Annotated in this window: 14 protein-coding genes; 8 read left to right on the top strand and 6 right to left on the bottom strand. The window is 71.7% G+C overall.

What is annotated here, in order from left to right; all coding sequences use genetic code 11:
- Positions 1-4: 4 nt before the first annotated feature.
- Genes Sri02f_RS26690 through Sri02f_RS26680 form a run of 3 tightly spaced genes read right to left on the bottom strand, consistent with a single transcriptional unit; the run spans position 5 to position 2954 of the window.
- The gene (locus tag Sri02f_RS26690; protein ID WP_109003867.1) at positions 5-1027 is read right to left on the bottom strand and encodes an LLM class F420-dependent oxidoreductase; all 1023 of its coding nucleotides are present in this window, start codon (positions 1025-1027) and stop codon (positions 5-7) included.
- Positions 1024-2166 carry an acyl-CoA dehydrogenase family protein gene (locus Sri02f_RS26685; protein WP_109003866.1) on the bottom strand — a complete coding sequence of 381 codons (1143 nt, stop codon included), beginning with the start codon at positions 2164-2166 and terminating at the stop codon, positions 1024-1026. The genes Sri02f_RS26690 and Sri02f_RS26685 overlap by 4 nt, the downstream gene beginning before the upstream one ends.
- Before the next feature lie 20 nt (positions 2167-2186).
- Positions 2187-2954, bottom strand: a complete 768-nt coding sequence (locus Sri02f_RS26680; protein WP_245970812.1) for an enoyl-CoA hydratase/isomerase family protein — start codon at positions 2952-2954, stop codon at positions 2187-2189.
- Between the two features lie 103 nt (positions 2955-3057).
- On the opposite strand from Sri02f_RS26680, the gene Sri02f_RS26675 reads away from it, so the two are divergent.
- Together Sri02f_RS26675 and Sri02f_RS26670 are read left to right on the top strand one after the other, a co-directional pair.
- Positions 3058-3948, top strand: a complete 891-nt coding sequence (locus Sri02f_RS26675; protein ID WP_109003865.1) for a crotonase/enoyl-CoA hydratase family protein — start codon at positions 3058-3060, stop codon at positions 3946-3948.
- 263 nt (positions 3949-4211) lie between these two features.
- Positions 4212-5612, top strand: coding sequence for a family 1 glycosylhydrolase (locus Sri02f_RS26670; protein ID WP_109003864.1), 1401 nt, complete (start codon positions 4212-4214; stop codon positions 5610-5612).
- On the opposite strand, the gene Sri02f_RS26665 is transcribed toward Sri02f_RS26670, so the two are convergent.
- Both Sri02f_RS26665 and Sri02f_RS26660 read right to left on the bottom strand, forming a co-directional pair.
- Complete coding sequence (locus tag Sri02f_RS26665; RefSeq protein ID WP_109003863.1) at positions 5591-6091, bottom strand: MaoC family dehydratase; 501 nt, start codon at positions 6089-6091, stop codon at positions 5591-5593. The genes Sri02f_RS26670 and Sri02f_RS26665 overlap by 22 nt on opposite strands.
- A gap of 40 nt (positions 6092-6131) precedes the next feature.
- On the bottom strand, positions 6132-6953 hold the full coding sequence (locus Sri02f_RS26660) for an enoyl-CoA hydratase/isomerase family protein (protein ID WP_109003862.1): 822 nt from the start codon (positions 6951-6953) through the stop codon (positions 6132-6134).
- Positions 6954-7061: 108 nt separating this feature from the next.
- Here Sri02f_RS26660 and Sri02f_RS26655 point away from each other — a divergent pair, with 108 nt between their 5' ends.
- The 4 genes from Sri02f_RS26655 to Sri02f_RS26640 all read left to right on the top strand — a co-directional run bounded on the left by Sri02f_RS26655 (position 7062) and on the right by Sri02f_RS26640 (position 10692).
- The gene (locus Sri02f_RS26655; RefSeq protein ID WP_109003861.1) at positions 7062-8180 is read left to right on the top strand and encodes an acyl-CoA dehydrogenase family protein; all 1119 of its coding nucleotides are present in this window, start codon (positions 7062-7064) and stop codon (positions 8178-8180) included.
- 69 nt (positions 8181-8249) lie between these two features.
- Entirely contained in the window at positions 8250-9428 is a 1179-nt protein-coding gene (locus Sri02f_RS26650; protein WP_109003860.1) for an acyl-CoA dehydrogenase family protein, read from the top strand.
- Positions 9425-9937, top strand: coding sequence for a nuclear transport factor 2 family protein (locus tag Sri02f_RS26645; protein ID WP_109003859.1), 513 nt, complete (start codon positions 9425-9427; stop codon positions 9935-9937). The genes Sri02f_RS26650 and Sri02f_RS26645 overlap by 4 nt, the downstream gene beginning before the upstream one ends.
- Positions 9937-10692: an SDR family NAD(P)-dependent oxidoreductase gene (locus tag Sri02f_RS26640; RefSeq protein ID WP_109003858.1), complete on the top strand. Its 756-nt coding sequence runs from the start codon at positions 9937-9939 to the stop codon at positions 10690-10692. Before Sri02f_RS26645 ends, Sri02f_RS26640 begins: the two co-directional genes overlap by 1 nt.
- A gap of 26 nt (positions 10693-10718) precedes the next feature.
- Here the strand turns inward: Sri02f_RS26640 and Sri02f_RS26635 are convergent, their stop codons facing one another.
- The gene (locus tag Sri02f_RS26635) at positions 10719-11900 is read right to left on the bottom strand and encodes a CaiB/BaiF CoA transferase family protein (protein ID WP_109003857.1); all 1182 of its coding nucleotides are present in this window, start codon (positions 11898-11900) and stop codon (positions 10719-10721) included.
- Between the two features lie 147 nt (positions 11901-12047).
- Here Sri02f_RS26635 and Sri02f_RS26630 point away from each other — a divergent pair, with 147 nt between their 5' ends.
- Both Sri02f_RS26630 and Sri02f_RS26625 read left to right on the top strand, forming a co-directional pair.
- Positions 12048-12545, top strand: coding sequence for a PaaI family thioesterase (locus tag Sri02f_RS26630; protein ID WP_109003856.1), 498 nt, complete (start codon positions 12048-12050; stop codon positions 12543-12545).
- Positions 12545-13387, top strand: a complete 843-nt coding sequence (locus Sri02f_RS26625) for an enoyl-CoA hydratase-related protein (protein WP_109003855.1) — start codon at positions 12545-12547, stop codon at positions 13385-13387. Before Sri02f_RS26630 ends, Sri02f_RS26625 begins: the two co-directional genes overlap by 1 nt.
- Positions 13388-13395: the final 8 nt, after the last annotated feature.

Here is a 13395-nt window from a genome sequence, read left to right as displayed (position 1 = left end):
CCGGTCAGCCGTCGCGCAGTTCCCGCACGATCGGCTCCCACACCCCGGCGTCGATCTCGTACGCGGTGTAGAAGGACACCCGGTCGACCAGCGCCCCGTACCGGCGCCGGATCTCACCCGCCACCCGCTCCGGTTCCGCGACCACGGCGAAGGCGTTCAGGACCTCGTCGTCGACGAGCCGCGTCATCGCCTCCCACTTGTCCTCGCGCCGGGACGTCGACAACGCGTGCAGCTCGTCGCCCAGTTCACCCCAGCCGTGCAGCTCCAGCACGCCCCGGTAGGCCGGCGTGCTGCCGTAGAAGGCGACCTGCTTCCGGGTGCCCTCCACCGCGCGTGCCATCTCCTCCTCGGTGCGGCCGGTCGCGGTCAGCAGCAGATGCGAGACGGAGAAGGCCGTGCGCGTACGGCCCGATGCCGCCAGCCCGGCCCCGAGGGTCGGCAGCGTGACCTCGCGCAGATAGCGCTCGGTGGTGAAGCCGTGTGCGAGCAGCCCGTCCGCCACCTCGCCCGCCACCCGCGTCATCGCCTCCCCGACGGCGGCCACGAAGACCTTCGGCGCCCCGCCGGTCGCGGGCGGGGGAGAGAAGAACGGGGACATGAGTGTGTGGGAGTAGAAGTCGCCGCGGAAGTCCAGCCGTTCGCCCTCGTTCCAGCAGGCCCAGATGGCGCGCAGCGCGCTCACGTACTCCCGCATACGCGCCGCGGGCCGGCTCCACGGCATGGCGAAGCGCCGCTCGATGTGCGGTCTGACCTGGCTGCCGAGGCCGAGCGAGAACCTCCCGCCCGCATACGTCTGCAAGTCGTGTGCCGTGTAGGCGAGTTGCATGGGCGAGCGGGCGAAGGCCACCGCGATGGCCGTACCGACCTCCAGCCGGTCCGTGTGCTCGGCGGCCAGCAGCAGCGGCAGGAACGGGTCGTGCTGGGACTCCGAGGCCCACAAGCCGTCGTAGCCGGACTTCTCGTGGCGCCGGGCCTCCTCGACGACCTCCGTGGTGCTCCACACGTTGAGCTTGCCGTCGACCTTCATGCCGCTCCTTCTCCCGTGACCGCGTCCAACCCGATGCGCTGTGCGAGCAGTTCCCGGTGGTACGCCGGGTCGCCGAACAGCAACTGCGAAGTCTTGGCCCGCTTCAGATACAGATGGGCCGGGTGCTCCCAGGTGAAGCCGATCCCGCCGTGCACCTGGATGTTCTGCGTGGTCGCCTGCAGACAGGCGTCGGAGCAGAACGCCTTGGCCAGGCTCGCGACGGCCGGCAGGTCCGGGGCCTCGTTTTCCGCGGCGAGCAGCGCGTAGTGCGCGGCCGCACGCGCCGACTCCACTTCCAGGAGGACGTCGGCCAGGAGGTGTTTGACGGCCTGGAAGGAGCCGATGGGCCGCCCGAACTGGTGTCGCGCCTTGGCGTAGTCCACCGCCATGTCGAGCGCGCGGGAGGCCACCCCGACCTGCTCGGCGGCCAGGGCGACGGCAGCCCGGTCGAGGACCTGCGCGACCAGGTCCCAGCCGTCGCCGTGCGTGCGCAGCCGGGTCGCCGCTACGTCGTGGTAGTCGAGACGCGCCTGCCGGCGGGTCGGGTCCATCGTGGGCAGCGGCCGGCGCGTCAGGCCGCGGGCGTCGCCGTCCACCAGGAAGACGCCGATCCCGTCGTCGGCACGGGCCACCGTGAGGACGACGTCGGCGGTCGCGCCGTCGAGGACGAACGTCTTGTGCCCGGTGAGCGCCCAGCTCCCCCGGGACTCGCGGGCGCTGAGCCGCACTCCCGCCGCGTCCCAGCGGGCGGAGTCCTCGGTCAGGGCCACCGTCGCGACGAGCTCGCCGCAGGCCAGTCCCGGAAGCAGCCGCTTGCGGGCCTCCTCGTCGGCGCAGCACAGCAGCGCGGTCGTCCCCAGCACGGCCGAGGACAGAAAGGGGGCGCACAGCAGCGCGCGGCCCATCTCCTCCATGACCACGCCCACTTCGACCGGGCCGCACCCGGCGCCGCCGTACTCCTCCGGCACCGCCAGCCCCTGAAGACCCAGCTCCGTGCCCATACGGCGCCACAGCGCCCGGTCGAAGCCCTCCGGCGTCTCCATCAGGCGTCGCACCTCGGCCTCGGGCGAGGTGTCGGCCAGGAACGCCCGCACCGTGCGGCCCAGTTCCTCCTGCTCCTCGCTGAACGCGAAGTCCATCCGAGTGTCTCCTCTCCGGCTCAGCGGCGGCCGCGTGAGGCCATGATCCGCTCGACCGCGGCGATGTGATCCGGTGCGTGCATGGTGTCCCGCTCGGCGAGCAGGGCCGGTTCCATCACATTGGCGAGGGCCTGCTCCAGGTGCCGGTTGACCGCGCGCTTGGTCTCGCGCAGCGCCTGCACGGGCAGGGCCGCCAGCCGGCCGGCCAGGTCCATGGCCTCGTCCATGAGCTTGTCCCCGGGCACGGCACGGTTGGCGATGCCCAGCCGGACCGCGTCATCGGCGCGCACCCGGTCGCCCAGGAACAGCAGCTCCTTCGCCCGGGTCAGGCCCACGAGCAGCGGCAGGACGTAGGCCCCGCCGTCGCCGGCGACCAGCCCGACCTGCACGTGCGGGTCGGCCACATAGGCGTCGTCGGCGATCAGCACGAGGTCGCTCAGCAAGGCCAGGCTGCAGCCGAGGCCCACGGCCGGGCCGTTGACCGCCGCGATCACGGGCAGCGGGCAGCGGACCAGGCCCGTCACGATCCTGCGGGCCTCCTCGACCTGCTGCTCCCGAAAGGCGCTGTCGCGCTGGACCCGGGTCATGATGTCGAGGTTCCCGCCGGCGCTGAACGCCCGGCCGCGCCCGGTGAGCACGATCACCCGTGCCCGGGGATCGGCGGCGATCTCGTCCCACAGCGACGCGAGGCCGGTGTGCAGCTCCTCGCTCATCGCGTTCAGCTGCTCGGGCCGGTTCAACTCGACCAGCCGGACCGGCCCGACGGCCGTCACCAACAGATCCGTCATCTCCACCGCCATCATCGCCGTCACCCATGAACGAGTCAGTAGGGTTGAATGGTATAACTAATTAAGCTTTCTGGAAACCGGTCGGCGGAGTGACGGAGGATGCATGCCACAGCAGGAGTACGAGACCGTGCGGGCCGAGACGGCGGACCGGATCCTCACCGTCACCCTCGACCGGCCCGAGAAGCTGAACGCGTTCGACCCGCGGATGATGCGGGAACTCCTCGACGTGCTGGACGCGGCCGACGCCGACGACGGGGTACGGGTGATCGTGGTGACCGGCGCCGGACGCGGCTTCTGCGCGGGCGCCGACGTCAGCTCCGGCGGCTCGTCCTTCGACCACCGCACGGCGGGCGCATGGCACCGGGACACCGGCGGCCGGGTCGCTCTGCGGATCTTCTCCAGCACGAAGCCGGTCATCGCCGCGATCAACGGCCCGGCCGCGGGCGTCGGGGCCAGCATGACCCTGCCGATGGACATCCGGCTGGCCTCCACCTCGGCGAGGTTCGGTTTCGTCTTCGCGCGCCGCGGCATCGTGCCGGAGTCGGCGGCGAGCTGGTTCCTGCCGCGGGCGGTCGGCATGCAGCGGGCCATGGAGTGGGTGGCGACGGGCCGCCTCTTCGGCCCGGACGAGGCGCTGGAGGCCGGGTTGGTCCGCTCCGTCCATCCACCGCAGGAACTGCTGCCGGCGGCGTACGCACTCGCCCGGGAGATCGCCGAGAACACCTCGGCGATCTCGGTCGCCCTGGCCCGCCAGATGATGTGGCGGATGCTCGGCGAGCCCCATCCGATGACGGCCCACCGGCTCGACTCGCGCATCATGAGCCAGATCGGCGGCGGCCCGGACCCCGTCGAGGGGGTCGAGTCCTTTCTGGCCAAGCGGCCGCCGGAGTTCCCCGGCCGGGTCAGCGAGGACATGCCGCCCGTCTATCCCTGGTGGCGGGACGAGGAGTTCCGCCCCTTCGGCGAACCTGCATCCGACGCCCGGGGGGCGTGACGGCGGCATACCGCCGCATACGGCGGAGAGGGCCTGCGGGAAGCGAACCGCTCCGCGGCCCTGTCGGCCGTGGCCTGCGCAGAACTCCGCGGTCCCGATCACGGCGACGACCTGGCGGGCGGCCGACCTCGTCCCCGGGACGTTCTGATCCGGTTCGGGCGAGATCCGGCCGAAACATTGTCGTAGTTTGCTCGAAGTGTTAGCGTCCCGTCGGCGGACATTCAGTTGAATGCGCTAAACCATTGACCGCCCGGACGGTGACCATGAGCGATGGTTTCCTGCATGAATCCCTGCGCGGCGTCGACTGGGGGGTCGCCACCGCGGACGCCATCGCGGCCTCGCCGCCGCCGGTGCCCGAGCGTGGCGGGCACTTCCGGCAGTGGACCGACGACATCCGGCATCTGCTCGGCGTCACGGCGGACACGCACCGCATGGTCGCCGGATGGCCGCAGCTGCAGCCCGACGGCCCCGGCAGCTGGGACCGGGAGGCGCTGGACCGCTGCGACCGGGCGCTCGACGCCCTGCTCGACGAGGGGACGCGACCCGCTGTCACCCTGTTCGACCGAACGCTGCCGCCCTGGCTGGACGCCGCCGGCGGCTGGCTCGCCCGCGACACCGCCGAGCGCTTCGCCGCGTACGCCGCCGAACTGGGCCGCCGCTTCGGCGACCGGGTGGAACGCTGGATCACCTCCACCGACCTCGCGGGTCCCACGCTCGCCGACCATGTGGCCGGAATGTACTCACCGGGCCGCGGTGCGGGGCGCGCGGGGCTGCCCGCGGTCCACCACATCCTGCTCGCGAACGGGCTCGCCACCCAGGCCCTCGGGGCCGCCGGCGTCACGGGCCGGATCGGGACGACGGTCACACTCGTCGGCGGCTACGCGGCCACCGACGACCCCTACGACCGGCTCGCCCTGGAGCGACTGGAAAGCTGGACCAACCGCCTCTTCCTCGACCCCCTGCTGCTCGGCGAGCACATGGTGACCGAGGACGACGTCGCGCCCGTGGCGGCGACCGGCTGTGTGCGTCCCGGAGACATGGAGATCATCGCCGTCGCGCAGGACCTGCTCGGTCTGTCCTGGCACACCCCGTTCCGGGTCACCGCACCGGAGAACCTCCCCCGGGTGCTGCCGGCGACGAAGTGCCGCAGCGCACTCAACGAGGTCAATCGCCTGCTCGTGGGACTCGGCTTCGCGATCGTCCCGTTCGAGGACGTGGAGACGACCGCCTACGGCTGGCCGATCATTCCCGAGGGGCTCGCCGACGCCGTCGCCGGCCTGTGCGACCTGTACGGGGACCTGCTGCCGGCGCTGTCGGTCGTCGACAACGGCATGGGCGACCTGGACCTGGTCGACGGGGGCGGGCGCCTCGACGACGCCCGCCGCCGTGCCCTGCTGCGGGCCCGGCTCTCCTGGCTGGCCGGGCTCATCGCCGCCGGAGTGGACGTGTGCGGCTACGAGTACTGGTCGGTCCTGGACAACCTGGAGGCCAAGTTCCGCTACACCCGCCTGTACGCCATGGCGATCCCGGACCACGAGGCCGGACCGCGGCCCGCGATGCCGTCCGACTGGGTGCACGGGGGAGCGTTCGCCGCCGCACCCGCCGTCGGCGCGGGGACCGGACTGCGTCTCGTGCCCCGGGCTCAGGGCGCCGGAGCCTCGTAGTCCCGGCCGCGGATCAGCCGCACCGGGCAGTAGACCAGGACGTCCTCGTCGCGCTGGTTGCGCACGGTGATCCGGCTGGTCACCACACCGCGGCCGGGCTTGCTCGAGGGGCGGCAGCCCGTGGTCTCGACGACGGCGTACAGCGTGTCGCCGACGTACACCGGGCTCCGCACGGTCAGCTCCATGTGCAGGAAGGCGAGGCCGGTGCCGTGCAGCACGTTCGTCTGCAGGACGAGTCCCTCGGCCAGGCAGTAGGTCAGACCGCCCGGAACCAGCCGACCCGTGTACCCGCCCTCCGCCGCGTGCGTGGCGTCCCAGAAGAGCGGCTCGGTGAAGCCGCCCCAGGTCACGAAAGTGACCAGGTCGGTCTCGGTCACGGTCCGGCGGGCGGTCCGGAAGACCTGCCCGACCGGCATCTCCTCGTAGGTCAACCCCTTCACCAGCGGCGGGATCTCGGTCGTCGTGTGCTGCGCGGTCATCGTCGGGTCCTGTCTGTGCGGGTCACGGGGGTATGGGGGGTTACAGATCGAGCGGGTGCTTGGCCGCCACGGCCTCGAAGTCCGGGGTTCGCTTGTCGCGGTGGGCGGCCAGGCCCTCGGCGACCTCGTGACCGGCGAACCCGAAGAACTCCAGCCCGAGGGAGGCCTCGAAGAGCGGCTGGGCGGTGCGGTACCAGTGGTTGAGGGACCGCTTGGTCCAGCTGATGGCGCTGGCGGGACCGGCGGCCAGGACCGTCGCCACGCGCAACGCCTCCGCGTGCACCTCGTCGTCGGCCACGCACTTCGACACCAGGCCGATCCGCTCGGCCTCCTCGCCGGTGAGCGCCTCACAGGTCAGCAGGTAGTACTTGGCCTTGGCCATGCCGCACAGCAGCGGCCAGCAGATGGCCGCGTGATCGCCCGCCGCGACCCCGAGGCGCGTGTGCCCGTCGACGATCTTCGCCGTGCGGGCGGCGATCGAGACGTCCGCCAGCATGCCGATGACCAGGCCCGCGCCGACGGCCGGCCCGTGGATCGCGGAGACCACCGGCTTCGAGCAGTTGATCACTCCGTAGACCATGTCCCGCGCCTCGCGCATCACCCGGGCCCGCACCGCGAAGTCCCCGGTCATGGCCTCGATGGAGTCGAAGGTCCCCCCTGCGGAGAACGCCCGGCCCGCCCCCTGCACCAGCACCGCGCGGGTCTGTTCGTCCCGGTCGATCACCGGCCAGACATCGGCCAGTTCACCGTGCATCCGCGGCCCCACCGCGTTGAGGTGGGGGGCGTCGAGCACGACGCGCAGCACGCCGGGCGCGGGCCGCTCGAAGGTCAGGCTCGTGAACGGGGCGTAGAGATCGGTCACGTCGCGCTCCTGGTGTATTCAGTGCGGATACTATAATTATCTAACTGTATCGAGCGGAGAGCGGCAAGCGATCGGCAGACGCGTCGCACCGAGGACGGGAAGCTCGGCATGGATCTCACCTTCAGCCAGGAACAGGACGAACTGCGCAAGGTCGTGCGGTCGTTCCTGGCCAAGCACTCCGACGAGGCGGCCGTGCGCCGCCTGGCCGCCGACACGCGGGGTCACGACCCCGTCGTCTGGCGGCGGATGGCCGGCGAAATCGGCCTGCAGGGGCTCGCCGTGCCGGAGGAGTACGGCGGTTCGGGCTCTTCCTACGCCGACCTCGGCATCGTCTTCGAGGAAGCGGGCCGCGCGCTGCTGTGCGGCCCGTACTTCGCCACCGTCGCCCTGGCCGCCGAAGCCCTGCTGCGCTGCGACGACGAACAGGCCCGATGCGACCTCCTGCCCGGGATCGCGTCCGGCGAGACGATCGCCACGCTGGCGCTCACCGAGGACAGCGGCCGCTGGGACGAGCCGGGCATCCGGTTGGCAGCGCACGACACCCCCGGCGGATGGCGGCTGACGGGCGCGAAGACCTATGTCCCCGACGGACACCTCGCCGACCTGCTTCTGGTCGCCGCCCGCACCCCCACGGGCGTCAGCCTCTTCGTGGTCGACGCCGACGCGCACGGCCTCACGCGCACGCCGCTCCCGACCCTCGACCAGACCCGCAAACAGGCCCGACTGGAGTTCGGCGGCACCCCGGCGCGCCTGCTCGGCGCGCAGGGCGCGGCGTGGCCCGCCCTCGAGCGCACGCTTGCCACCGCCTCGGTGCTGCTCGCGGCCGAGCAGGTCGGCGCGGCGGCCGCAGCTCTGGAGGCCGCCGCGGACTACGCCAGGATCCGCGTCCAGTACGGGCGCCCCATCGGTTCCTTCCAGGGAATCAAACACAAGTGCGCCGACATGCTGGTGGAGATCGAGTCCGCCCGCTCGGCCGTGTACGCCGGACTGTGGGCACTGGACGGCCGGGACGACGCGGAGATCGGCCTCGCGGCCGCACTGGCGCAGGCCTTCTGCTCGGAGGCCTTCACCAGGGTGGCGGGCGACACCATCCAGGTCCACGGCGGGATCGGCTTCACCTGGGAGCACCCGGCGCACCTGTACCTCAAGCGGGCCAAGAGCTCCGAGGTGCTGCTCGGCACGCCGTCGTACCACCGGGAACTGCTGGCCGCCAGGCTCGGTATCTGAGGTCCGAGGCCTCAGGGGCCTGGGATCAGGGATCGGAGATCAGGGATCAGGGATCAGGGAGGTACGGACATGGAGCTGGACTTCGGACCCGCCGTGCGTGATTTCCGCGACGAGCTGCGGGACTGGCTGGCGGACCATCTCGTCGGTGAGTTCGCGGCACACCGGGGCGTGGGCGGCCCCACCGACGGCGCGGCCTGGGAGGTCCGCCTGGCCTGGGACCGTGAGCTCGCCAGGGGCCACTGGCTGGGCGTGAGCTGGCCGCGGGAGTACGGCGGACGCGGCCTCGGGCTCCTCGAGGAGATCGTCTTCGAGTACGAGTACGCTCGCGCGAACGCTCCCTACCGGGCCACCGGCAACGCACTCGACCTGCTCGGCCCCCTGCTCCTCAAGATGGGCGCGGAGGAGCAGAAGAAGCGTTTCCTGCCACCGGTCCTCGCCGTCGAGGAGTTGTGGGGCCAGGGCTTCAGCGAGCCCGGCGCCGGCTCCGACCTGGCGTCGGTCCGCACCCGGGCCGAGCGCGACGGCGAGGCATGGGTGGTGAGCGGGCAGAAGGTGTGGACGTCCTTCGGTGTCCACGCCGACTGGCTGTACGTCCTGGCCCGCACCGACCCGGACTCCGCGCGGCACAGGGGCCTGACCATGCTGCTGCTGCCCACGGACCAGCCGGGCGTGGAGATCCGCCCCATCCGTAACCTCGCCGGCCAGGACGAGTTCGCCGAAGTGTTCCTCTCCGACGCGCGCACCGGTGCGGACATGGTCGTCGGCGAGGCCGGCCAGGGCTGGCGCACCGCGATGGCCGCGCTCGGCATCGAGCGCGGCGCCACGCTCCTGCCTCAGCAGCTCACCTTCGAACGGGAGGCCGAGGCGCTGCTCGACCTGGCCCGGGAACGGGGCGCACTCGACGATCCGATGCTGCGCCGCCGCATCATCGACGCCTGGATCTCCGTACGCATCATGCGCACCACCAACCTCCGCACCCTCGCCGAACTGACGGCGGGCCGCACCCCCGGCGCCCAGGCCACCACGGCCAAGCTGTACGCCTCGACACGCCATCAGCAACTCGGTCACCTCGCGCAGGAGTTGGCCGGCCCCGCCGGGCAGATCGTCGGCGAGGACTACGGCCTGGACACACGGCAGCGTTCCTTCCTGCTGTCCCTGGCGGAGACGATCTACGGCGGGTCCAGCGAGATCCAGCGCACCATCATCGGCGAGCAGGTCCTCGGTCTGCCGAAGGAGCCCAGGCCGTGACGACGCCGGAGGAACGCCTCGACCGCATCGAGTCGCATCTCGCCGTCCAGCAGCTGCCCGTCCGCTACGCCCTTGCCGTGGACGCCCGGGACCTGGACGCCTGGGCCGGCTGTTTCCGGCCCGACGTGGACATGGGCCGCCGCGGTCGCGGCCGGGAGGCGCTGCTGGCGTACATCGAGCCCCTGGTCCGGGGCTTCGACCGGTCGGTCCACCAGATCTGCGGCCACCGGATCGAGTTCACCGGCCGTGACACGGCCACCGGATCCGTCTACTGCCGCGCGGAGCACGAGGTGGGGGAGCGGTGGATCGTGATGGCCATCCGCTACCTCGACGAGTACGCGCGCGTGGACGGCGACTGGTACTTCTCCCGGCGCCGCGAGCAGCACTGGTACGCGGCGGACGTGACCGAGCGCCCCCAGTCGGTGAGCTTCGAGGGCTGGGACGGCGCCGGCCGTCCGGCGCTGCCCGACGCGTTTCCCACCTGGGCCGGCTTCTGGAAGGAAACGTGATGGGACGGCTTGCGGGGAAGACGGCGCTGGTCACCGGCGGCGGTCAGGGGGTCGGCCGGGGGATAGCGCTCGCGCTGGCGGCACAGGGCGCGGCCGTGGCGATCACCGGCCGTACCGAACGCACCCTGAAGGACACCGCCGCGGAGATCGCAGGGCGCGGCGGCAGGGCGCTCACCGTGGTCGGGGACGTCGGCGAGCGGGACGACGTCGACCGCATGGTGGCCCGGACGGTGGGGGAGTTCGGCCGGCTGGACGTCCTGGTCAACAACGCGCAGAGCTCGGTGCAGCGTGCGCTGGAGCAGACGTCGTACGCCGACGTCGAACTCGCCTACCGCAGCGGTCCGCTGGCGGTCTTCCACGCCATGCAGGCCGCCCTGCCCCATCTGCGGGCGAGCCGGGGCAGCGTGGTGAACCTCGGTTCCTCGGCCGCGGTGCAGGGCGAGGCGACCTTCGCCGCGTACGCGATGGCCAAGGAGGCGATCCGCGGGCTGACACGGGTGGCCGCACGGGAGTGGGGCCGGTACGGGATCCGCGTGAACGTGGTCTGCCCCGCCGCGCTGAGCCCGGCGGCGGAGGAGTTCTTCGCCGCGCACCCGGAGAAGGCCGAGAGTGTGCTGTCCGCCATCCCGCTCGGGCGGATGGGCGACCCGGAAAGGGACGTCGGCCGCGCGGTGGCCGCGCTCGTCAGCGACGACATGGCCTATCTGACCGGCGCGACGCTGATGCTGGAGGGCGGGCGAACCCTGATCGGCTGAGGGCGACGGGCCCGGAAGGCACCGGCTCAGACGACCCCCCGTGCGCGCAGCTCCTTCAGTTGACGCTCCGTCACTTGCGCCAACTCGCACAGCACTTCGGCGGTGTGCTCGCCGAGTGCGGGCGGCGGGGCGTATCCCCCGACGGGGGTCGCCGAGAGCCGGAGGGGGTTGGCGAGCAGGGGGAGCCCTCCGGCCTCGACCAGCATCTCGCGGTGCCGGATCTGCGGGTCGGCGAAGACGTCGGGCAGCTCGTTGCACGGGCCGGCGGGGACGTCGTGCCGGTCGAGCAGGGACAGCCACTCGTCCCGGGTCCGGGTGCGCAGGACGGCCTGGAGCACCGGCAGGAGCTCCGTGCGATGGGCGATACGGGCGGAGGTCGTGGCGAACCGGGGGTCCTGGAGCAGGTCGGTGCGGTCGGCCGCCGCGCAGAGGGCGGCGAACTGCTTGTCGTTGCCGGCCACGAGGAACAGCGGTCTGTCGCTGCACATGAACGCCTGGGACGGGATCCCGCCGTACCCACCGTTCCCGCGCCGCTCGGGCACCTCGCCGGAGACCAGGTAGTTCATCGCGAAATGGGAGAGCGAGGCGAGCCCGCAGTCCAGCAGGGAGAGGTCGATGAACTGACCTTCCCCGGTCGCGTCCCGGTGTCGCAGAGCCGCCAGCACCGCCGTGGCGGCATAGAGCCCGGTGAGGATGTCGACCATGCTGATCCCGACCTTCATCGGTTCGTCGGGGTGTCCGGAGACGCTCATCATCCCGGACATGGCCTGGAAGATCCCGTCGTAGCCGGGCCGCCGCGCATAGGGGCCGGTCTGCCCGAAGCCGGTGACCGACAGATAGACCAGCCGGGGGTTGATCTCGCTGAGGCTCTCGTGGTCGAGGCCGTACTTCGCCAGCGTGCCCACGCGGAAGTTCTCGACGAGCACGTCCGACCGGGCGGCCAGCGCGCGGATCAACTCCTGCCCCTCGGCGGTGGCGTGGTTGACGGTGACGGACCGCTTGTTGCGATTGCAGGAGAGATAGAAGGCGGCGGTGTCCGTCCCGGCCGCGAAGGGCGGCCCGTACGTCCGTGAGTCGTCGCCCGTGCCGGGCCGTTCCACCTTGATGACCTCGGCGCCGAGGTCGGCCAGCAGTTGGGTGGCCAGGGGCGCGGCGAGGATGCGGGACAGGTCGAGGACGCGGATTCCCGACAGGGCGGTCGACGGCATTGCGGGGCCCTCTCTCGACAAGCGGAATGAGTTAGATAAATAATACATACGTGGAGCTGCCGGGGCAGGTCCCAGGATTGCCGTAACCAGCCAAATCATGTAACTATATCGATCGGCTGTCAGGCCGAGACCGGAGGGCGTGCGCAAATGACCGTCGCGACGAGGTCCCTCACCGACGAGGAACAGCGTGAACGCCGGGAGTGGTTCCGGGCCCGCTGGGAACGCGGGGTCGCCTTCAACCGCGGCTGTGGCATGCGCGTGCTGCGCTGGGACGCGGAGGGCGTCGAGATGGCGCTCCCCTATGCCGAGGCCCTCTCGGCCCACGAAGGCGTCTTCCACGGCGGGGTGATCTCGGCGCTGATCGACACCGCCGGCGCCGGTTCCGTGATCGCCGGGCACGACTTCGGCAAGGGCAGCCGGCTCAGCACCGTGTCGATGTCCGTGCAGTACCTCGCGCCCGCCCGCGGCCGGGAGGCCGTCGCCCACGCCCGCTGCGTCCGGCGCGGCCGCAGAGTGCACTTCGCCGACGTCGACGTGATCGCCGACGGACGCGTCTGCGCCCGGGGGCAGGTCGTGGTGACCATCTCCGGCGAGCGACCGGGCGTCGGCGATCCCATCGAACCACTCACCGAGGAGCGACCGTGATGCCCGAAGACGGCCAGGACCTGGTGCTGTACGAGGTCGACGAGGACGGCGTCGCCACCGTCACCCTGAACCGGCCCGAGCGCAAGAACGCCTGGAGCATTCCCATGGAGCGCCGCTTCTTCGCGCTCCTGGACCGGGCCGCGCAGGATCCCGCCGTCCGCGCGGTGATCGTCACGGGCGCGGGCCGGGCCTTCTGCCCCGGCATGGACGTTCAGCGTCTGGAGCAGAACGCCCAGCCCGGTCAGTCCCTCGACCTCCAGGCCCGCGTCCCCATGTACAGCCGACGGAACCTGCCCAAGCCGATGATCGCGGCCGTCAACGGCGCCTGCGCGGGCATCGGTCTGGTCCAGGCGTTGATCTGCGACATCCGCTTCGCCGCCCGCGGCGCACGCTTCACCACCGCCTTCACCCGCCGCGGCCTGGCCGGCGAGTACAACCTGCCGTACGTCCTTCCGCGCGTGATCGGGCTGGAGAGGGCACTCGACCTGCTGCTGTCGGGCCGGGTCTTCGACGCCGACGAGGCCTGGGACCTGGGTCTCGTCAGCCGGGTCGTCGACCCCGAGGACCTGCTGGACGCCGCCCGCGCGTACGCCCGCGACATCGCCCGCAACTGCTCCCCGCGCGCCATGGCCGTGGTACGCCATCAGGTGTACGGCGACCTCGACCGCACGTTCACCGATGCCCTGGCCCGCTCCTACTCCGCCATGGAGTTCTTCGCGGGCTCGCCCGACTTCCGCGAGGGCGTCGCGAGCTTCGTGGAGACGCGGGAGCCGAAGTTCGAGGGCCTGCCGCCGGACTTCGACCCGGACGAGGCCACCCGCGACGCGTTCCTGCCGTACTGACCCAGGAG

Origin of the sequence: Streptomyces rishiriensis, from assembly GCF_003112535.1 — a bacterium.
GTDB classification, from domain to species: domain Bacteria; phylum Actinomycetota; class Actinomycetes; order Streptomycetales; family Streptomycetaceae; genus Streptomyces; species Streptomyces rishiriensis.
This window is presented reverse-complemented; position numbering and strand designations above follow the sequence as displayed.